We start from the raw sequence: 21,868 nt of genomic DNA on the forward strand, positions 1-21,868 counted from the left end.
AAAAAAATCCCCCTTTTAATTTGGCTTTGTTAAAGAACAATGTTGATATTTAAAACAAAGTTGATTGGAGCGGAAGGTGCGAGACTCCAGCGGGAGCAGCGGGACAGGTGAGACCCCACAGGCGCTTTCAGCGCCGAGGAGGCTCACCGCCCGCCCCGCTTAAAAGCGAGCATCCTGGAGCGGAAATCAACAACCAGGTTTAGCACAGCCTTTAATTTAGCTTTTCACTTCGAGATCAAGCATTCCGCTCCATCTGACATTGGCAGAACGAAGGTGACCAATCAAACCCTCTTGGTTAGACTGCCGTACACAATGTGGTGCCAGGACATTGACGCCTTCTGGCTTGATTTGCTGATAGGTCACCACTTTTAAAAATGTCCCAACCCACACACCGCCTGTATATTTAGCAGCAGCCCGAGTCGGAAGAATGTGGTTCGTTCCACACACTTTGTCTGCATAAACAACAGAGGATAGGTCTCCTAGAAATAATGATCCATAGTTGATAAATTGTTCTTTAATGTCATACGCATTGATGGTTTGAACATGGAGATGTTCTGGCGCCCACTCGTTTACAATAGCAATGGCCTCTTCTAAACTGTCGGCAAGGAATACTTGTCCCCATTTTTCCCATGAAGCACGTGCCGTTACCGCAGTTGGCAAGGTTTTTAGCTGTTCTTCAATTTCCTGAAGAACTGCCACGCCTAAATCACGGTCGGTGGTAACTAAGGCCACCCTGGCATTTACATCATGCTCTGCTTGAGCGAGTAAATCGGAAGCGACATAAACAGGGTTGGCAAATTGATCGGCTATCACCAACACTTCACTCGGGCCCGCTAATAAGTCAATTCCCACCTGGCCATGAACTTGCCGCTTGGCCTCGGTCACATACAGGTTACCTGGTCCGGTAATTTTATGAACCGGTGCAATCGTTTCCGTGCCGTAAGCAAGCGCGGCAATCGCTTGAGCCCCGCCCACGCGGTAGACTTCATCCGCACCGGAAAAGTGAGCCGCCGCCAATACAGCCGGGTGGACTTCTCCCGATTTAGTAGGCGGTGTACAGACCTTCACATTCGAAACACCTGCAACCTTAGCGGGAATGATCGCCATTTGTGCAGAAGATAACAATGGATATCTTCCCCCGGGAACATAAGCCCCAACTGTTTCAATCGGAATCACCCGCTGTCCCAAATACACCCCCGGAATCATTTCTTGCTCAAATTCTGTTAGTGTTCGCCGCTGCGCCTCGGCAAAAGCGCGAATTCTCTCCACCGAAAACTGAAGGTCTTCAATCATCGTTTGCGGTAATTGGGAAATGGCTCTCTGAATGTCGTCCTCTTGGACACGAAGTTCTTCAATCTCCACTCCGTCAAACTGTTTTAGGTAGGCTTTAAGGGCAGCATCCCCCTCTTGCCGAACTCGTTGAATAATGGAAGCAACAGCTTCTTCTACACGAACTGCCTCACCATTGTTCAGCTGTTCCTGTTTTAACATTTCCATGTTCATTTCTCCTTTGTAGGCATATACTGGTTACCCAGCAGTTTTAAAAATGGCAGAATCCGACATGTGTTGGAAAACCATCATTACGATAGATCAGATTGTATCCCCCTAGCGTGTACAATGATTGTATACAATTAACCCTAAAAAAAATGACTAGAGTGTGTACCGAGTAATAATTTGATCAATGGGTAACGCATGATTTAATTTTTTCGTGAAGTCAATATCTCGTATGATGAAAGGAATATGTTCAATTGCAAGTTGCTTTGCGCGGATGGAATCTCGTTGTTTAATGGCTTCATACAATTCCCGGTGCTGATGATTCGAATGGGTTGTTTCCGTTACTGTCACGTCATAAAATGTTTGAATGATAAGCGTTAAGGAAAGAATCTCCCGCAAATATTGTATGAGATAGGAGTTTTTACAAGCCTCAATCACGGCTAGATGAAAGGATTGAATGGCCTGCAGGGCATTCTGTGGCTGATCTTGCTGGTAAAACTGTTCCTCCTGATCCAAGAAAAAGTTCATCCTTTCCAGGTCAGAGGGACTCGCTTGTAGTGCAGTTAAATATGTAGCTTCCGGTTCTAATATTTTTCGAATATAAAAGATTTGTTCCGCTTCCTCAGGTGTCGGGCAATAAACAAAAGTGCCCTTATTGGGAATAAAACGAACCAAAGATTCATATTTCAGACGAGAAAGAACCGCTCGAATCGGGGTTCGGCTCACGCCAAATCCTTCAGCAAGTGAAGATTCTACTAATTGGGTACCTGGAGGAAGTTCTGCATTGAAAATTGCATTCCGTAAAATTTGATAAATCTGCTGTTCCCCCATTTTTGAATTTGGCAAACTAGCCCCCCCTTCAATTATTCTATAATAATAGTTTAGTCTTATTTATCTGAAACGTCAATATATTTATAATTTTTGAATAATTTTGAATATATTTGTCGAAAGCTGACAATAAAAGTCAATTCATATAGACACCAGGCATTTTGGCAACATAAGCCGAACAGTGATTTTCGGATTGACAAGCTGACTAACTCGAATGTCCCCTTTTGCACTGATCATGCGATAGGCATCGGCAAACTCCAGGTTATGTTCCTTTTGTAAAAGCCTAATCCCTTCGATCATAGCCTCTCTTACAGCAGTACGAAATTCTGTTGCGCTTTTAATGATGAGAATATGACTGTCTGTTTCCACGATGGGCGTAAAAAGTTCTACGTTTTCCTTTTTGTTAATTTGAAGTGTGACTTTCCCGCCGATTTCAACACCAGTCCCATTCAATTCCCCATCTCCCATAGATGCGTGCAGATCTCCCAAAGCCAAAAGGGCACCAGTCTGAAAAACCGGTAAATATAGGGTATTCCCTTCCGTAATATCTTTCGTATCCATATTACCGCCATGTTCTCCTGGTGTTGAAGTTGGAATCGCTTCATTAAGGGGGGCAACGCCTATAACCCCGATCATTTTATTAACGGGAAATGTCATCGTGTTATTTAGGATCACCATGTCGTTTTCGATCTTTAAAATCCGGGTTTGTGCTTCACGAATGTAATCACCAAGAAGCCCACCTCCTGGTCTGGTTGACATCACGCCTGCAGAATCAAGTTCAATTTTTTTTATGATAATTTCAAGTACATCCCCCCTTTTCACATCTTCAATGTAAATAGGTCCTGTTGCAGGGTTTACTTTTAAATGAGGGAAGTCAGTGATTAAATCTTTTTCCGTTTTTAAATGTCCCCCATAACAGTCAATCGTTTCGATATCCACTATTTCGCCAAGTTTAACCGAAGCGATTGGTTTATTCGCACTCGAAAACTCGTATACATACTTTCCTTTTATTGTTTGTCTCATGTTTTCACCTTGCCTATTTTATTTTTCTTGGCTGTGTTAAACTTGGTTGTTGATTTCCGCTCCAGGATGCGCGCTTTCCGCGGGGCGGGCGGTGAGCCTCCTCGGCGCTTTAGCGCCTGTGGGGTCTCACCTGTCCCGCTGCTCCCGCAGGAGTCTCGCACCTTCCGCTCCAATCAACTTTGTTTAAAAATTAACATTGTTCTTTAACAAAGCCTTTTTCTTAAGAATAAATCTTGATAAGTAGCTCTGCTCTTATTCTTTTTGTTTCCGCTTAATTCGTCAGATGTGTTCCTTGAGAATTAAAGGTTTTCTCCCTTTTTTCCTCCCTCCCTTGTAATTTTCTACATGATTAAAATAATTCCTTTACGATAAATTAAATCCCCAAAAATCAGGCTTAACCATTTGATTATTTTGCCTAGCCATACGCATACGCTAGAGTGTAGCCGTTACAACTATCCCTCATTACCCCTTGTGTGCACATAGGTCATATAAAGAGTAATCCCAAACAAAAAAGCCCTTAAAGGGCTTTTTTATTGTTCTTACTTAATAAAAGATTACTGCACCAACGATAATTAACAAGATAAACAATACAACGATTAATGCAAAACCGCCGCCGAAGCCGACACCTCCGTAGCCAAAACCGCCGCAACCGCAGCCACCAAATCCGCCGTATCCAAATCCATCCATTTTGTAGTCCTCCTCTTTTTTATTCCTTATAAAATATGTTGATAAGTTATGGAGGTAAGGGCGTTTTCCCTAACTTTTTTTAGGATACACCCAGTAATTTATTACAAAATCTGAGCTTTTCAGGGAAATTATAATTATCTAAATAAGATGACTAAGTAGTAGTTAGCCACCTTTGCCTTTTGGAAAACGAACATCCTCTAGTTTCCGAGGAAGTTTTTTGTCGATAAATTCGTAATTCGAATTTTAACTGTTTATAGCCCGTTTCTTGTAATAGGCATCGCCCGGCCGGAACTTGCTTTTCTCCTAAAAAATCTTGTCTTTCCGTACACGGTTCCTTTTTTTCGTAAATTCCCATTTTTTATTCGAAAGTTCCCTTTATCAGCGGAACCCCCTTTTCAACCATTACCTGTCCTCTTGCCATTACAGTGTCAATTGTTAATGTTTCCTTTTGCAACAATACGATATCAGCATCCTTTCCGGTTTGGATGCTGCCCTTGCTTGAAAGCCTTAACACTTGTGCGGGATTCGTGGTGATGACCTCCAATGCCGTTTCCAACGGGATGCCTTCCTCTAAAACAGCATCTCTTACTTCATGATATAACGACGATACTTTTCCGACTTGAAGGCCTACATACGCCCCATCGCTGTCAAAGAAGGGAAGGCTTGCCTGTCCGTCTGAAGAGAAGGTGATGTGTCCGACTGGAATCCCCTCTTCAAGCATCCTGCGCAATGCCTTGCTGCACTTCACTTCGCCTTCCTCCAAAAACTGAGGAATGGTACTTGTAGTAAAGTCAACATATCCCCCTTGCTTTGCGTAATCAATTCCCGCCTTGAATAATTCTTCATTTCGGTTGATATGTGTCGGATGGAGATGCCGAATCGGAATGTTAGTTTGATCTGCAATTTCATGCAGCAATGAAAGCTTCCCCTCCCCGTCCCCTACATGAATTTCTATTATGCCGGCTTTCCCTGAAAGGATCCCACCATTTCGTGCCGCAGCAGCGACTTTAGCCAGTTCCTCAAATGTGGGTTCTGATGATCGATGGTCAGAAATGGCAATCTCTCCAACACCGATAATTTTGTCGATTAAAATAATATCGTCTTCGATTGTGTCCGTTAGTGTTTTTACGGGCACTTGATAGGAGCCTGTATGAATGAAGCAGGAAACACCCTCTTCTTCAAGCGCCCGCGCCTTGGCAAGTAGACTCTCCATTTTTCGTGTTGTCCCGTCCGTACCAAGTAAGCCAACTAGTGTTGTAATACCTGCGGTTGTAATATCAGTGAGCATAAGCTCGGGAGTGCGGGTTTTGAATCCGCCCTCGCCGCCTCCACCAATAATGTGAACATGTGAATCTATAAATCCCGGAACAACTAAAAGATTTGCTGCATTCATAATTTGAATAGGAACAAAGTTGTCAGGAATCTCAATTTTGTTATCGATAAATGCGATTTTATCGTCTGCTATCAATATGTCTTTCCGTCCTAGGTAATTGGGTGCGTATACTTCGCCATTTTTGATTAAGGTAAGCAATTTTTTTCTCCTCCTGTTAATAATTCTTGGCCTTAAAATGGACCATATCCGATAAAGTAAGCTGTGATGACAGCTATTAATCCGATGAGATATTGAATGAGTACCAGCGGAAGAATCCACCTCGCCCACTTTGTCCAAGAAATACCGGCAATGGCCAAACTTGCCATTAAGGTGGTGGCAGTCGGAAAAATCATATTTCCGATTCCGTCTGCAAAAGAGAAAGACAACACCGCAGTTTGGCGTGTAATATGCAGTAGGTCCGCGAGCGGCGCCATAATCGGCATTGTCAGCATTGCATGACCGCTGCCGGACGCTAGAACAAAGTGAATAAGCGTCTGGAAGCTATACATACCGGCAACGCTTAAATAGCCAGGAAAATGTTTGATGGACTCAGATACTTGATGCAGGAGAGGGTCGATGATATGCCCTTCATTTAATACAACAAGAATCGCACGTGAAACGCCGATGATCAAGGCTCCACCGATTAAGGAAGCAGAACCTTTTGTAAAGGAGTTAACAATACGATCTGCAGACATGTTTCCGATGATTCCAACTACGATTGTCAATATAATGAATAAGGCTGCAATTTCTGTAATGTACCATTGGAACTTGATCACACCTAAAGCCAAAACGATATAGTTAAGTAAAAAAGCAACTAAGATACATTTATGCCTCGCTGTTAACTTCTCATTGGATTGCAGTAGATGGCTCGCTTCTTCTTTTGTATATTTTCCGTAGACGCCTATAGAAGGGTTTTTCTTTACCTTCATTGCGTAACGATAGATAAAAAGAACAGAAACAAGGTAAACAATAACAAATAAAATGAGGCGGTATCCTATGCCTGAGAACATCGGCAATTCCGCGATGCCTTGCGCGATCCCTACTGTGAAGGGATTCATGATGGCAGTCGTAAACCCTGACAATGCCCCTATTATGACAATGGCCGTTCCTGTAATTGCATCAAATCCTAAAGCCAACGCTAGCGGAATGACAAGAGGAACATAAGCCAGCGTTTCTTCCGCCATCCCCATTAAGGAGCCTCCCGCAGCGAAAACCAGCATCACGATAGGGATTAATAATTTTTCACGCCTTGCCAACTTCCGAGCCAAAGTTGCAATAAGTACGTCAACCGTACCTGTTGCTCTTAATACACCGAAGAATCCTCCGATAATTAACAAGAAAAAGATAATATTGCCCGCTTCTACCATTCCTGTAGGAACAGCTTTTATCATATCGAACAAACCTACTGGTGCAGATTTTAACCACTTAAAAGAGTGAGGGTCTACCGTTGTCCGTCCATTCGCTTCAATCCGTACATATTCCCCAGCAGGCAAAACATAGGTTAATAGAGTTGCAATAAAAAGAATGATGAATAGCAATACAAAAATATTGATTTTTCTCTCTCTTTTCCCCGCTGTTCCGAGCGAAACAGCTTTTTCTTGTGGTTGGCCCATACACAAATCTCCTTTGTAATTAAAATAAAAGAATCCTACAAAAACGCTTACAATTCGTTTTCTCTGATCGCCTATCCTTTTTTACCTTTCATCCTATATTTCCCCCTCCTTTTCAAATCCTCTGGCACTTCGTCCATTTATGGATGCAAAATCTGTGCCAAAATGGGGAGATTGATTCTAAAGGGGATTTATATACTTGGAATCATTCTTTAGGGTTTAATTGGCCTTTTTTGGTGATATAATAGAACCAATTTAAAGACAGGAAGGGATCTTATGACGAAATCCGCCCTTACACTTATAGCGGGAAGTGTAAAAACAAAGCAAGCTTTGCACGAACAGCTGGAACAACTGCTTGGAGACTATGTTCAAATTAACAGTCATGCTGCAGATGAAGGAATACCGCAGTCTCTGGAAGATACCATTATCTTGTGTTCATCAGATGCTGCTTTTAATAGAACCAACGGTATGTATAGCGTGAATGCCGAGAAAATAATTGTGGGCAAGAGAACCGTTCATCATGAATACATTGACAAACTTTTAAGAATACCTGAAGGCTCAACAGTTCTGCTGGTAAATGATGATCATGATGCAACGATAAGCCTTATTGAATCCTTATATCAGCTTGGTGTCGATCATATTCAAATTATCCCTTTTCGGAAGGGCATATTGTTTTATGAGGATGTTCAAATTGCCGTTTCACCAGGAGAAACGCATCTGTGCCCCTCTTATATAAAAGAAGTAATCGATATAGGCGTGCGTCTTTTTGATATGACAACCATTTTGGAAGTTGTGGAATGCTGCGGTTTGGACAAAGATATAGCCTCGAAGATTTCAGAAAGGTATATTCGCAATATCATTGAATTACAACGTAAGCTGTTAGTTGCAGAGCGGGATGCCAAGCAGATGAGCGAGCACATCCAAAATGTGTTGGGGACTGTCGATGATGGAATATTGGTCGTTAACCAGGAGGGACGGGTTACGGTATTCAATCATAGTCTTGCGGCATTGTTTCATGTTGGTGCGCAAGATGTGATCAATAAGTATATAGAACATGTGATGAATCGCCGGGATATTATCGATTTCATCATGAACGGCAAGGATGAAAGTAAATTCTTCGACATAGACGGCGTGGATGTCGTTATTTTTCGATTGCAAATGATGAAAGAAAATACCATTGTCGCAACCTTCAAAAGTGTACATCAAGCCTCTGAAATTGAAAAGACTGCGCAAAGAGAAATGCAAAATAATAGTTTTTATACGAAATACAGCTTTCATGATATTATTGGCGAGCATGATGTAATGAAAGAATGCAAGCTGATCGCCAAGAAGTTCGCCTTGTCGGAGCATCCGATTTTGATTCAGGGCAAGACAGGAACAGGAAAAGAACTATTTGCGCATGCTATTCATGGGCATTCAATGCGGAAAAACGGGCCGTTTCTGGCTGTAAACTGCAGCGCCTTAACAGAAACCCTGCTTGAAAGCGAATTATTCGGCTACGAAGAAGGGACATTTACAGGAGCGCAAAGGGGAGGCAAGAAAGGTCTGTTTGAATTGGCGGATAGCGGGACTATCTTTTTGGATGAAATTGGCGACATAAGTCTCACTGTTCAATCACACCTGCTGCGCGTTCTGCAGGAGAGAGAAATTCGCAGAATCGGAGGTGGAAGAATTATTCCTGTTAATGTTCGAGTGATTACCGCAACGAATAAAGATCTTAAAGGAAAGATACGGGAAGGCTCATTTAGATCAGACTTGTTTTACAGGCTGAATGTACTTAATCTCTGTATTCCACCACTCAATGAGAGAAGAGCCGATATTCCACTTTTGATTAAGCATCTCATCACAAAGAGCGGAAAGTGGGTAAAGTTAGAAATTGTGCCTTTGATACGACTAGAGAAGGTGGTTAATCCATCCTAAAATACTTGGAAACAATCACCCGCTCTTTACAAACCGACAAGATCTACGCATTTTTTTAATCAAACGTTTGATTAGAATCAGGGAATAGATTATAAAATGGTGATTTCTTTTTACATTGCAGTAAAAAGATTGTCAAAAGGAGCGTACAAAAAAAATGCACCGTGATGAAGTGTATAAAATTTCTCTATCCATCGTCGAGGATCCGATGGATAGAGAAATTTACGAAACCTACATCATCAACAACCGGCACGCTAAATACAATATTGACAAAAGTGTTTTATTAATAAATCCCGCCTAGACCCCTCAAAAACGATTACTCATTAATCGCCGATATTCGGTTGGGCTCGAATGGATATATTTTTTAAATAATCGGCTAAAGTAATTGGAATCCTGGAAACCCACTTGATTCGCAATTTCCTGCACGGATGAGTCGGTCTTTTCTAAATAGAATAAGGATTTATCAATTCGGAGCTTATTAAAAAAATCCATGACACTGGTTCCCACTTCTTTTTTAAAAAGATGGCTAAAATGATATCTGCTTAAGTGACAATAATGGGCGATATCTTCTAAAGAAACATCTTTTTGATGATTCTCTTTCATATACCGAATCGCCTGTTTAATATTGGGTGAAACATCACCAATATGGATATTTTCTACCTGTTCGGTTAACCATTCTGCATACTTACAAACCTTCATAACAAATTTGTCATATCGGATCGTATGATAGAGATCTTGAATGACATTTGCCGTGTTGGTCAAAATCGAGACAGGACTTACTCCGGCTTCTAAATCAATTCTAGACATCATCATGAGCAGATCAATGACCTCAGATTTAAAGACCTCTTCATTATAGCTATAAATCTTAGCAACCCTCTCCATGATTCCTTTCATTTGGGTCACAACCCCTTCTGTGTGCCCGATTCTAACAATAGAAAATAGTTCTGACTTTTCTTTTGTTAAAGGAATCTTTAAGGATTCCACCATGTTTTTTCTCATATCTGTGTGAAAAATTAATTTATTCCCTTGAAAAAACCTTCCGGACATTGATTTCTTGGCTTCTTCAAATGAACAAATGAGAGAAACTGGGTCATCATAAAAATTTCCGATCCCAATCGATACATGTATGCCAATTTGATCGGATCCCTTTTGAATCTCTTCAGCCAGTAAAAGGATTTCCCTCTTTCTATCATGTGCAGGTACCTCATGAAAATCCAGTAAGAGCGCCAGAACCCCCTCTTCTGTCCATGCCCATAAAAATGGAACAGGTAAGAGGATGTCTAATTCTTCCACAAGCCTCCGCCCAACATTTATTTTCCATTCAACCGGTTTTCCGTCAGCTAAATCCGGATAACGATCCATCGAAACTAAAACAACTACATTAGGCTGAATATTCGCGCTGTACTTTTCTTGTAAAACTTCAAAAGGTGCCACGTGTACAAAGGTCCCTGAAAGAAGTAGCTGTGCAAAAGATATTTGTGTCAGTTCCTCGACCATATTCTTAGCCCCCAAAAAGAATAGAAGCTATTCTACTCGAATGAAGATGAGTAAAAAAGCTTCCATTATTCTAAACATTCCTACCAATCTAATTTTCCCATTATCAATTCGACAGCGTTTAGAATTTCTCCTTCATTTATAAGGTTGGTAATAAATTCTATATCAGGATAGAAATATCGATCTTCTTCTACCGTTGGAACCGCGCTCCTGATGAGCTCATAAACCTTTTGGCTGACGGGTGAAGGTTTTAGAGGTCGATGAAAATCCAACGCTTGGACAGCTGCCATCAGTTCAAGCCCTAAAATATTCTCCAGCTTTTTAGCGATTTGATAGGCTTTTTTTGCGGCAAAATAAGCAAAACTGACAACATCCTCCTGACTGGCACAGGTTGGTGTATTATCAACCGTTGCGGGATGTGCAAGAACCCTTATTTCATTCAGCAGTCCTGCTGCCGTATACTGTGGAATCATGTAACCGCTATTTAAGCCTGGTTTGGCTACGAGAAAATTCGGAAGTTCACTTACATGATAGTTAACTAGTCGGTCTAGCCTTCTCTCTGAAACCTTTGCTAGATTGGCCATTGCAATGGCCATTGTATCCGCATAGATACCGACGTATGTTCCATCGAAATTCCCACCCATAAGGGCATCTCCCTGATTCTCTGTAATAATCAGTGGATTGTCACTTGACGAGTTTATCTCATTACATATGGTAAATTCCGCATCTTTTAAAACCTTTTTTACGGCTCCATGAGCTTGAGGAATACATCTCAGGCTAAGGGCATCCTGTAATCGGTAATCCTGATATTTTTCAGCAATCTCACTGCCTTGCAGCATTTTTACAAGGTTTCGAGCTGTGCCAGCTTGTTCAACATGTCTCTTAACCTCATGTGTTCGTGGATCAAAGGCTTTAATGGTTCCCTTTAACGCTTCTAGAGACAACGCACCAGCAATATCCGCTGTTTTTGTCACCTGAATACTGTTGTAGAGAGCTAATGATGCGAAAGCAGTGACCGAAGTCGTTCCACTTGTAAGGGCTAATCCTTCCTTACAACCTAATGTTACTGGCTGTAAACCAGCTTTTTCTAATGCTTCACTCCCGGGAATCAGCTCACCATTATACCAGGCCTTTCCTTCCCCCATTAACACTAAGGCCATATGCGCTTCCGGAGATAAATACCCGACCGACCCTTCCCCAGGGGCAAAAGGAGTAATTTGGTGATTGAGCAGCGACCTTAAAAGTTCTAAAGTCGCTAACTTTACACCTGAAAAACCAATCCCTAAGTTCACTAGAATCATGAATTGGATGGCTCTTACCACTTCTTTCTCCAACGGAGCACCAACCGAAACGGCATGAGAACGAATAATATTTTTTTGAAGGGTCTCAGCATCTTCAGCGGAGATATTTTGGGTTACATTACTGCCAAATCCCGTTGTGACCCCGTAAATGACCCGCTCTTCTTCCAAAAACTTTTCAATGACTGATCGCGAAAGATTGACCCGGTCGTCGTAATCTTGTGAAAATAAAACCTCTGCATCATATCTAGCAACAGCAATGATTTCATTTAGGGAAACATCTCCATCACCCAAGGTAACTTTTTTTATTTCCTTTGGGCGGGTGTTTGATTCCGTAGTAATCATCCCTTATTTCCCCCTTTCATGACCAAGAAATGAATGTTATTTGACTGCTTCAACACTCTTTCCCTCTCCATTTAGACTAATTGCAACGTCTAGGTTTGGATCACTCGCTTCATTCAAGCCAAGTGATTTCGTTTCAGGTGCCCAGAAAATCGAAACAACCGTTCCAATCAATAAGATAACAGACATGGTGATCATAGATGCTGTCATTCCAAAGGAGCTTACACTAATCGGCAAAAGGAATGTTCCAATCGCTGAACCGATTCGGCTGATTGCGGTAACCATCCCAACGCCCGTACCGCGAATTTCCGTTGGGAATAGCTCTGCTGGGTAAACAAGAGTTAAATTGGAAGCTGCCGCCATAACAAAGGTGAAAATGACGAAAATCATAATCGAAAAACCATGCGATCCTGCTGGCAAAAGACTTAGAACAAATAAGGAAATTGTTAGGATAATAAAGGTATAAATGGTAAAACCGCGGCGTGAGAGCTTTTCTGTACACCATAAACCTGCGATTGAACCCACAAGAAGGAATAGATTTAACAGCATATCAACCGTAAAGGTTTCTTCAAAGCCCATTTTCTCTAAAATGGTTGGAAGGAAAGTATAAATAGCAAAGTATGGGACTACCTGACATACATAGAAAAGGCCGCCAAATGCCGTGCGTTTCCAAAGATGTTTGTTGAAAAGATCCTTCATTCCATAATTGGTGGCAGCATCTTGCGAAATCGTTTCATCCATTACGGCATGAGGTCCAATATATTTTTTCACGATTTCTCTTGCCTCTTCTTTTCGGCCCATTTTCACCAGCCATCTTGGAGATTCAGGAGTTCCAATCCGCATCACTAAAACAATGACAGCAGGAACGACTGCACTCACAAGCATCCAGCGCCAAGAATCCGGTCCCATTTTTCCAAGATAATATCCTACAACATTGGAAAGCACATAACCAACGGTCCATAAAACATTTAAGGATGATAATAGAAGACCTCTGTACTTTCTTGGTGCAAATTCCGCAAGTAATGTAGAACCTACTGCATAATCCCCGCCAAGAGCAATACCGATTAAAATCCTTAGTATGAAAAGGGTGATGGGATCATTCACAAAAAATTGCAAAGCAGAAGCTATGGTAATAATGACAAAATTAGATAAGAAGATTTTCTGTCTGCCAATTTTATCAGAAAGTCCGCCAAGCAAAAGACTACCAAAGAATAATCCGATTAAGGCTGAGCTTCCAATTAATCCATTCCACAATGGACCAAGATGCATTTGCGGACTAAGCAGACTAAGGGCCATCCCGATGATTCCAAGAGCATATCCATCCGAAAAATTGGAACCAAAGGTCAGCGCAGTAATTTTTATATGAAACTTATTTAGCGGAGCGTCATCCATCCTATAGGTTTGTTTGTTCACCGGAAATTCCCCTCTCTAATTTTTGATTTTTCAGATATTCAATTCCAAAAAAATAAACGTATCGACTCATTCCTCCTCTACAGCTAGCAATTAAAGCGTTTTCAATTGATTAATAAACTAGTAAATAATTAATCAATTAGTGTGATAAAGCGATTATATCTATTTTTAAATTGTTTGACTCTAGAGGATATTTCGAAATATTAGCACAATATTGCTATTTTAAAAAGACCATAGGGACGGTTCTCCTGATTCAAAAAGCCAGAAGAACCGTCCCCATGGACATTATCACCTTATTGAAAATCTACTCAAATCGTAATCCGCTTTCCCCTTTGTAACAACCTGGCTGATGACTTCGCCAATCACGCTTGAAAATTTAAATCCATGTCCAGAAAACCCAGCAGCAATAAACAGATGCGGATACTCAGGATGCTTGTCCAAAATAAAATCTTCATCCGGCGTTAACGTATAGAAGCAAGTACTTCCTTTTACCAAAGGGCCATTTGCTCCCGGCATATATTTCTCTAAAAACGTACGTATCTCCTGTTCATCATCCGCTCCATACGGGCTTACCGTTGCATCCGGATCCACCGGTACTCCCCCATCATGGCGGCCGATTTTCACTCCACTTCCACCAATGCTCGGAAACCCATAATAATGGGCATTCAGTAAATCAACTGTAAAGGCGGGAAATAGGCTAGAATCATATAATTGCCGGTCACATTCCAACCATGAAACGGTTTTCCTGGTGGGCTGAAGTGAGAGATCCAATCCTAACTCCTTTAACAATTTCCCCGACCATGCACCCGCACTTACCACGACAAAATCTGAATAATAGGTGTCATTCTCCGTTGTAATGGTTGCTCCATTTGAATCAACTTCAATCTTTTCAGCCTGTGTAAACGGAAGTAACGTCATACCATTTTCAATGCCCAGGTCTCGAAAAGCCTGTATGCATTGTTCACTATACAGTACTCCTGACCTCGTTTCAAAGCATCCGGTAAATCCTTCTGGGAAGGTAACACCCGGCCATCGATATGCCATCTCCTCACTCGATAAGACTTCAAAAGGCAAAGAATATTCCCTGCCGCTATCGATTGCTCCTTTTATAAAAGGAGACCCCGGTGCTCCAACTCCCAGCACCCCTGTTTGGAGAAATAACCGTTTATTTGATTCCTCCTGAAGTTGTTCCCATAATTCCTGTGCTCGTAATACAAGGGGAACATATTGTTTCCCTTCACCATAAGCGTGACGGATAATCCTTGTTTCCCCATGATGGCTTCCCTGATCATGCGGTGGATTGTTCCGGTCAAGCAGCAATGTTTTGATTCCCAGCTTGGATAAATAATAACCAGCAGCCATTCCCATAGATCCTGCTCCAACAATAATCACATCATAATGTCTTCCCATCTGTTTTCACCTCTCCCATGTAATCTTCTACATGTTTAAAATAATTCCTATATAATTAATAATATATCATCCGGAAAGACCTTCCCTTATAAATTGACAGGAAAAGCTGAATTTTGAAAAGAAAATCTTAAAACAATAAAAATAAGCATCGAAATCGATGCTTATTTTTTCAGCTTAATAAAATATTCAATTTGGTAAAAATACCAATTTACCGATCGCATCTGTATTTGAACTTAGGCTCTGTCTGAATATAATAAGCATTTCTTACCTCTGCACTCCAATTGGCAAAGGCTTCTCTCCACTCAATGGTATTAAAAAATTCATCAACTGTTTGATTTTCAGAATCCCAAACAATAAATGTGTTGAGCGGGGCAATTCCGCCTGACCAAATTCCATTATTGGCGTCCGTATTATCTTCCCTTACTAATAATATAGGTAGACCAAATTGAAAAGCCATAGAAGGTTCTACTTGTGAATATACGGATCCCTCCCAGAACGGAGGGGTCGATGGAGATGGTCCTTCATTGGTTTCAACGACCTCAACGAGAAATCGACGAAAGTTCATGGCCAACATTCCATAACTTGATGAAACTAACCGGCGAATATCCGTTAAAATGGATTCCGGGTAACTCTCACTTAAAGGTAAGGTACGCGGAAAAAGCAAAGCATTCTCAATCTCTAATATTAGACGGTTTAGAAACATGCTTTGATTGTCATTTAAATGTGTGGTCGTACTTAAAAATATCGGAATGCGATAGGCACGCTCAATAACTTCTTGGTGTTTAGCTTTAAATTGTTCTTTACTGCTGGGATAGGCATACTCAACGCCTTCTTGGTGTTTATCTTTATTTTTTTCTTTACTATTGGGAATACGATTGTCTTGGTTACCTTTGTGTTTTTCTCTACTCCCCACTGTCCTTTTCCCCTTTTTTATTTTTCTTCATACTTTTTAGTTGAACGGTTTTCGGCCTTCTTCTTGGGTACCAATAACATTTAATGCAACAGGTTTGAAAGATGTGTGGGAAAGGATTATTTTCAAGGTAAATTACAATCTATAGTTCCTTCGATGAAATAGGCAAAAACAATTTAACGCCCCGTCTATTACATGGCAATATTTTTAAATCAGCAATCAGATGACTAATGTATCCTAGAATGCACGTATAATAAACACCGTCCATTCCGAGTGACGCTTCTAACTTTGAAGCGGTCACTCCGAAGAAAATGACTCCTAATATAGAATGGGTATAGCTGCGATGTGGAACAAAGGACGCAATTAATATATATATCCCCAGTAGAATCAACCACATTTCCTGTAAAGAGAATCCACCTGCTAGTACACCGATTCCGGTAAGGGTTAACATATGCTTTTGCTTGATCTTCGCCGATATCACCATCATCACCAAGCCGATTCCAATCCCAAGCAATTTTTCTCTCCCTGCACCCTGAAAAAAGCTATAAAGGATCATCAAAATTCCAATTAACTGTGCTACTAGCTGGATCACCTGATGGGATAAGGTAATTTTTTCACGAAGTTTCCCGTCAATGTCAAGGTCGGGGACTAATCCCGAAACCCCACCCAATCCTATTAAAAATAGAGTCATAGACGGGGAGGTTTGTATAGTGTTGGCAACAACAAAACCTGTCGCTGCCCCAATTGCTGCATGTGCTGTTCCATTCAATCGAAAATCCACCTCTAACTAAATTTTTCTAAAAACACCATTGTCTTCATTCTACAACAAAACAAGTGTTCTGTTTAGCTTTAATTAATGAATGCATGATTCTTTTCCTGATGTATTTTAACTTTATCAGCCACTTTTGCACTTTTATCTTCCACTTCCCACCTTTTACCCTCTACTTTCTATTAAAACTACTAAACATCCATGTATTTCCCTTAAAATAGGTCTCTTTCTAAAAGATAATTTCCATTTTCAGTAAAACCCTACTCCGCAGGATCCAAGAAATCAACACATTTTAACGTTATCCACCAGTTTTGACACTTTACCTTCCAGTTTTATCAATTTATCTTCCACTTTTGCGCTTTTACTTTCCACTTCCCTTCTTTTATCTTCCACTCTCTATTAAAACTGCTAAACACTCTTTTATTTCTCTCAAAATGGGTCTCTTTTCAAAAGATAATTTCCATTTTCAGTAAAACCCTACTCCGCAGGATCCAAGAAATCAACACATTTTAACGTTATCCACCAGTTTTGACACTTTACCTTCCAGTTTTATCAATTTATCAGCCACTTTTGCACTTTTATCTTCCTCTTCCCTCCTTTTATCTTCCACTCTCTATTAAAACTACTAAACGCCCATGTAATTCTCTTAAAATAAGTCTCTTTCCAAAGGGATAATTACCATTTTCAGTAAAATCCCACTCTTCAGGGTCCAAGGACCCAACGTATTTTAACGTTACCCACCACTTTTGCACTTGTACCTCCCATTTTTTAACCAAAAGCAGAATCTATTTTTCGAAAAAACGTTTATAATTATTAAATATAGAATCTCAACCCACTAAACTTAGATCTTCAAATATTACGTTTAGGAGTTTATGTGATGGCCAAAGACATGATTGAACAATTAGAACTATACAATCAACATTACCAATCGCTTTTTCAACATAATGCCAGCATGGTCTTCTCCCTTGATGTAGATGGAACCTTCTCCCACTACAATTCTGTTTGTGAAAAACTTACAGGGTTTCGGAAAGAAGAACTATTACGGCCGATGAAAATAAGAGACCTGATCGTTCTGAAACAACGCGAACAGGCTCTGCACCACTTTGACCGATGTATAAAAGGAGAACCACAAAACTTTCGTACGACAATCCTTCATAAGAACGGATCAAAGATTCATTTACAGGTTACCTTCGTCCCTATTATCGTAGAGGGACAAATCAATGGTGTTTTTGGAATCGCACAGGATATTACCAATCAAGTAGAAATAGAAAAAAACTATAAACATATGGCCTATCATGATTACTTAACAGGCCTGCCAAACCTAAATAAATTAAACTCAACACTCTCAAATGAATTAATCCTAGCCGCAGAAAAGAAACAAAATATTGCCGTATTATTTATGGATCTTGATCGATTCAAAATGATCAATGATACCCTTGGTCATCATACAGGGGACCAATTATTAAAAGCAGTAGCTGCACGTGTAAAGTCAACTGTAGAGGATAAAGACATCGTTTTCAGACAAGGCGGCGATGAATTTATTGTCCTTTTATATAACGCGGACCGAGACGTGGCAGCAAAAGTTAGTAAAAGGATACTAGATGCTCTAGCTTCTCCCTTTAAAATACAAAATTACGATATTTTTACGAGTCCCAGCATCGGAATCAGCTTATTCCCCGAAGACGGTGAGTCAGTAGAAAGCCTAATCAACCATGCTGATTTTGCGATGTACCAAGCCAAAAAGGATGGAAAACATAATTTTAAATTTTACTCCATGAATAGCCGCGAAACGGATATAAATCCGTTGAAATTAGAAATGTACCTTCATAAAGCAATCCAACAGGAGGAGTTACTTCTTCACTATCAACCAAAGATCAGTTTAAAAACAGGGAAAATCGTTGGAGTTGAGGCTTTAATCCGTTGGAACCATCCAGAACTAGGGATGGTCGCGCCAAATACCTTTATTCCGGTTGCCGAAGAAACGGGGTTAATTATTCCGATTGGCGAGTGGGCACTCTATACAGCTTGTAAACAGAATAAGGAATGGCAGCAGAAAGGATTCGTAACAACCGTATCGGTTAATCTATCGGCTAAGCAGTTTACTCAATCCAATTTGGAGGAAACGGTTGCGAAGATTCTTCTTCAAACGAAGTTGGAACCAAACTATTTAGAATTAGAAATTACCGAGAGTATGACGGCAAATATCGAACGTACGATTAACACCTTACACAAACTAAAGAAGCTTGGGGTCCATATTAGTATAGATGATTTTGGAACTGGCTTTAGTTCATTGAATTATTTGCAAAAGTTTCCGGTGAATACCTTGAAGATTGATCAATCGTTTGTTCGTAGTCTGCAAAACAACCCGAATGACGAAACGATTGTAAAAACCATCATTTCCATGGCACATAACTTAAATTTAAGTGTGGTCGCGGAAGGAATTGAAACAAAAGAACAACTAATCTTTTTACAGCAGCATCTCTGTGATGAAGGACAAGGGTTCCTCTTTACGAAACCATTATCAGCACAGGAATTAGAGGGTTCCCTTATTGAAATTGAAAAAGTAGTGAAAGATTCCGGAATTTCTCAAGATATCAATGAACGTAAGTGGTCCGAAGAATTAGTGCGTCAGGCGAAAAAAGAATTAAACGAAACGATCCGTTTACAACAAGGAATGATTTTTAAATTCAAAAAAATTAATGGTCATTTTATTCACACCTTATGTGACGGTGAATTATTGTATCGTTTAGGCCTTATGCCTAACCTTGTCGTAGGGAAGCAATTAATCGAGTTTTTTCCGGAAGAGATTGCGAAAGAAAAGGAACCGTATTATGAGCGGGCCTGGAATGGAGAAGAACGAGTTACCTATGAAACAGAGGTGAATGGCGTTTCCTATCTTGCAGTGTTAAGCCCGATTAAACGCGGCGGAGAAGTGATGGAGGTAATTGCTTCCTGTATCGATATTACAGATCGAAAGAATACAGAAAGAGCACTGCTGGAAAGTGAAAAGAACTATCGTTTAATTGCAGAAAACATGTCGGATTTGCTTATTTTATTTGATCTGAATGGAAACGGGATCTATGCATCCCCTTCCCATGCAACTGTATTAGGGTATTCTCCAGAGTTTTTTGAAGACAACAATACCCTTCATCTTATTCATCCCGAAGATTCTCTCATGATCCAAAGGCAATTTGACGAAGTGATCAAGACCCAATCCATTTCCAAGGCGGAGGCTAGGCTTTTACATGCCAATGGCGAATGGAGATTATTTGAATTAACAGGAACCCCCGTAATGGTTGAGAATGGCGTAGTAGAGCATATCATGGTAGTCGGAAAAGATATTACAGAGAAAAGAAAAGCAGAAGAACTCCTATGGAACTCAGAGAAGTTATCTTTAGTTGGGGAGTTAGCTGCAGGAGTCGCACACGAAATAAGAAATCCGCTTACCTCGATAAAAGGGTTTATTCAACTTTTCCAACAAGGTCCATTAAAAGAAGAATACTATAATGTGATTCTATCGGAATTTAATCGAATCGAGGATATTATCAAGGAATTTCTTTCCCTTGCAAAACCACAGGAAATTCAGCTTAAACAAGTAAATATCTCTGCCTTGTTAAAAGAAGTAGAAACCTTACTAGAGTCGGAAGCCCATCTGAAAGGAATCCAATTTTTCATTGAAATGGAACCGAAGCTCCCTTCCATTATGTGTGACGCGAATCAAATCAAACAAGTCTTACTTAATCTTTGTAAAAATAGTATTGAAGCTTTAGATTTCAACAGAAGAGGAATGATCACCATCACCGTTCGAATCGAGAACGGAGAAAATCTTCTGATTCAGGTTCGTGATAACGGAGTGGGAATCAGCGAAGAACGGATCAAGAGATTAGGAGAACCCTTCTATAGTAACAAAGAAAAAGGAACGGGATTAGGTTTAATGCTATGTATGAGGATTATCAGACAGCATAAAGGAACGTTAACGTTCGAAAGCATCGAAAATCTGGGTACAACAGTGAATATTAGGGTGCCGCTTTCTTTAGGGTAAAGCCACAGGGACGGTTCTCTTGGTTCAAAAATGCCATCAGAACTGTCCCCATGGTCCACTTATTGGAAAAAGCAATCAAACGGTCGGGCTTTTTTCCTGCCGGGAAGGATGAAAGTTTGGGCCTCAGGGGAGTCCGAACCAAAAAACTTTTCAACATCAAAGGTTGACTCGACGCCAATCTTATCGTAATTTTCCTTAATCCATGAATCCGCATTTTTTCGGCCGAAGTCACGCAAGTAAGTGAGATAATCCCACGAAACATTCAATTTACTTGAACCATTTAAATGGTTCAACCCTTCACCTGTATTAATAAAATGAATATATACTTTCTCCAATTCACCATCGTAATCAAATCCGTTATCGACAAGTCGATTTAACCCATTGATGAAGCGTATTTCACGCATTAAACTAGCATTAAAACCGATGTCGGTTGCACGGTCAACAATATCATGAGCAGTTGTTGGCAGCTTGGGATAATTGGTCGGGTTAATTTGAACAACCATTAAATCATTACAATCATGCTCCCATAACAGTGGGTAAAGAGCAGGATTCCCTACATAACCACCGTCCCAATAATGCTCTCCGTCGATTTCAACCGCTTTAAAGACTTGCGGCAAGCACGCTGAGGCTAGCACGGAATCGACTGTAATTTCATCGGTATCAAACACTTTAACTTGTGAAGTCCTCACATTCGTAGCAGATAAGAAAAGCTTTATTTTCTGATTGTTACGGACCTTCTCAAAATCAATCATTTCATTCAGTGTATCCTTAAGCGGGTTAAAATCGAATGGATTGAGCTGATAAGGGGAGAGGAACGAAGTAAGGATTCCCCATGATTGATAGAACGGGTTGAAATCCATATTACCAGGACTCACCATCCGATCGAGCCATGTCGGTTGAAAAGGAGAAAACATTCCCGATTCAGCGTTTTTACGCCAAAATAGGTCAAGCATCTCCCGCGCTGTTTGTCTGTTTCCAATCGTCAATCCATAGGCCAATACGGTTGCGTTCACCGCCCCCGCACTCGTTCCGGATGCAGCCGCAATTTCTAGGTTTTCTTCTTCAAGCAATCGGTCGAGAACTCCCCATGTAAAAGCTCCATGCGCCCCTCCGCCTTGTAAGGCTAAGAGAATCTTCTTTTTTTCCATATTTTCTTCTCCTTAAAATAACTGGATTTGCTTCATACTTATAGCTTTTCGTACATATATTAATCAAGGCTCTTGTTCATTTACCTTTAATTGTAAGTGATAACATCAATTAAC

15 protein-coding genes and 2 pseudogenes are annotated in these 21,868 nt (G+C 40.6%); 3 read left to right on the plus strand and 14 right to left on the minus strand.

From position 1 onward, the window contains the following. Nucleotides 1-216: 216 nt before the first annotated feature. The 6 genes from hisD to RCG21_RS30890 form a co-directional block, all read right to left on the minus strand. The gene (gene hisD, locus RCG21_RS30865) at nucleotides 217-1,497 is read right to left on the minus strand and encodes a histidinol dehydrogenase (protein WP_208025441.1); all 1,281 of its coding nucleotides are present in this window, start codon (nucleotides 1,495-1,497) and stop codon (nucleotides 217-219) included. Nucleotides 1,498-1,650: 153 nt separating this feature from the next. Next, nucleotides 1,651-2,340 carry a GntR family transcriptional regulator gene (locus tag RCG21_RS30870; RefSeq protein WP_235824955.1) on the minus strand — a complete coding sequence of 230 codons (690 nt, stop codon included), beginning with the start codon at nucleotides 2,338-2,340 and terminating at the stop codon, nucleotides 1,651-1,653. A gap of 123 nt (nucleotides 2,341-2,463) precedes the next feature. Then, nucleotides 2,464-3,345, minus strand: coding sequence for an acetamidase/formamidase family protein (locus RCG21_RS30875; protein ID WP_133340047.1), 882 nt, complete (start codon nucleotides 3,343-3,345; stop codon nucleotides 2,464-2,466). A 543-nt stretch (nucleotides 3,346-3,888) separates the two neighbouring features. After that, nucleotides 3,889-4,032 carry a YjcZ family sporulation protein gene (locus tag RCG21_RS30880; RefSeq protein ID WP_133340049.1) on the minus strand — a complete coding sequence of 48 codons (144 nt, stop codon included), beginning with the start codon at nucleotides 4,030-4,032 and terminating at the stop codon, nucleotides 3,889-3,891. Between the two features lie 358 nt (nucleotides 4,033-4,390). Next, on the minus strand, nucleotides 4,391-5,563 hold the full coding sequence (gene iadA, locus RCG21_RS30885) for a beta-aspartyl-peptidase (RefSeq protein ID WP_133340051.1): 1,173 nt from the start codon (nucleotides 5,561-5,563) through the stop codon (nucleotides 4,391-4,393). A gap of 32 nt (nucleotides 5,564-5,595) precedes the next feature. Beyond that, nucleotides 5,596-7,017 (minus strand): YfcC family protein, encoded by a 1,422-nt coding sequence (locus RCG21_RS30890; RefSeq protein WP_308914215.1) that lies wholly within the window; start codon nucleotides 7,015-7,017, stop codon nucleotides 5,596-5,598. Nucleotides 7,018-7,290: 273 nt separating this feature from the next. On the opposite strand from RCG21_RS30890, the pseudogene RCG21_RS30895 reads away from it, so the two are divergent. Continuing rightward, nucleotides 7,291-8,889: pseudogene (locus tag RCG21_RS30895) on the plus strand (sigma-54 interaction domain-containing protein); the annotation flags it as partial. 196 nt (nucleotides 8,890-9,085) lie between these two features. Further along, nucleotides 9,086-9,232, plus strand: a pseudogene (locus RCG21_RS30900) (hypothetical protein); the annotation flags it as partial. 5 nt (nucleotides 9,233-9,237) lie between these two features. On the opposite strand, the gene RCG21_RS30905 reads toward RCG21_RS30900, so the two are convergent. From RCG21_RS30905 to RCG21_RS30935, 7 genes are all read right to left on the minus strand, one after another. Next, a complete protein-coding gene (locus tag RCG21_RS30905; protein ID WP_308914216.1) occupies nucleotides 9,238-10,428 on the minus strand; it encodes a helix-turn-helix domain-containing protein in 1,191 nt (396 codons plus the stop codon). Between the two features lie 80 nt (nucleotides 10,429-10,508). Beyond that, nucleotides 10,509-12,068, minus strand: coding sequence for a histidine ammonia-lyase (hutH, locus tag RCG21_RS30910; RefSeq protein ID WP_308914217.1), 1,560 nt, complete (start codon nucleotides 12,066-12,068; stop codon nucleotides 10,509-10,511). A 36-nt stretch (nucleotides 12,069-12,104) separates the two neighbouring features. Continuing rightward, nucleotides 12,105-13,478, minus strand: coding sequence for an MFS transporter (locus RCG21_RS30915; protein ID WP_308914218.1), 1,374 nt, complete (start codon nucleotides 13,476-13,478; stop codon nucleotides 12,105-12,107). Between the two features lie 285 nt (nucleotides 13,479-13,763). Further along, nucleotides 13,764-14,885 (minus strand): N-methyl-L-tryptophan oxidase, encoded by a 1,122-nt coding sequence (gene solA / locus RCG21_RS30920; RefSeq protein WP_308914219.1) that lies wholly within the window; start codon nucleotides 14,883-14,885, stop codon nucleotides 13,764-13,766. A 208-nt stretch (nucleotides 14,886-15,093) separates the two neighbouring features. Further along, nucleotides 15,094-15,798 (minus strand): hypothetical protein, encoded by a 705-nt coding sequence (locus tag RCG21_RS30925; protein ID WP_235824721.1) that lies wholly within the window; start codon nucleotides 15,796-15,798, stop codon nucleotides 15,094-15,096. 139 nt (nucleotides 15,799-15,937) lie between these two features. Then, nucleotides 15,938-16,564 (minus strand): metal-dependent hydrolase, encoded by a 627-nt coding sequence (locus RCG21_RS30930; protein ID WP_133333206.1) that lies wholly within the window; start codon nucleotides 16,562-16,564, stop codon nucleotides 15,938-15,940. A gap of 599 nt (nucleotides 16,565-17,163) precedes the next feature. Further along, nucleotides 17,164-17,316 carry a hypothetical protein gene (locus tag RCG21_RS30935; protein WP_308914220.1) on the minus strand — a complete coding sequence of 51 codons (153 nt, stop codon included), beginning with the start codon at nucleotides 17,314-17,316 and terminating at the stop codon, nucleotides 17,164-17,166. Nucleotides 17,317-17,441: 125 nt separating this feature from the next. Between RCG21_RS30935 and RCG21_RS30940 the strand changes: the two genes are divergently transcribed. Continuing rightward, nucleotides 17,442-20,606 carry an EAL domain-containing protein gene (locus RCG21_RS30940; RefSeq protein ID WP_133333205.1) on the plus strand — a complete coding sequence of 1,055 codons (3,165 nt, stop codon included), beginning with the start codon at nucleotides 17,442-17,444 and terminating at the stop codon, nucleotides 20,604-20,606. Nucleotides 20,607-20,665: 59 nt separating this feature from the next. Here the strand turns inward: RCG21_RS30940 and RCG21_RS30945 are convergent, their stop codons facing one another. After that, on the minus strand, nucleotides 20,666-21,754 hold the full coding sequence (locus RCG21_RS30945) for a patatin-like phospholipase family protein (protein ID WP_133333204.1): 1,089 nt from the start codon (nucleotides 21,752-21,754) through the stop codon (nucleotides 20,666-20,668). Nucleotides 21,755-21,868: the final 114 nt, after the last annotated feature.

Source organism: Bacillus salipaludis (assembly GCF_030938565.1).
Classification (GTDB): Bacteria; Bacillota; Bacilli; order Bacillales; family Cytobacillaceae; genus Neobacillus; species Neobacillus salipaludis_A.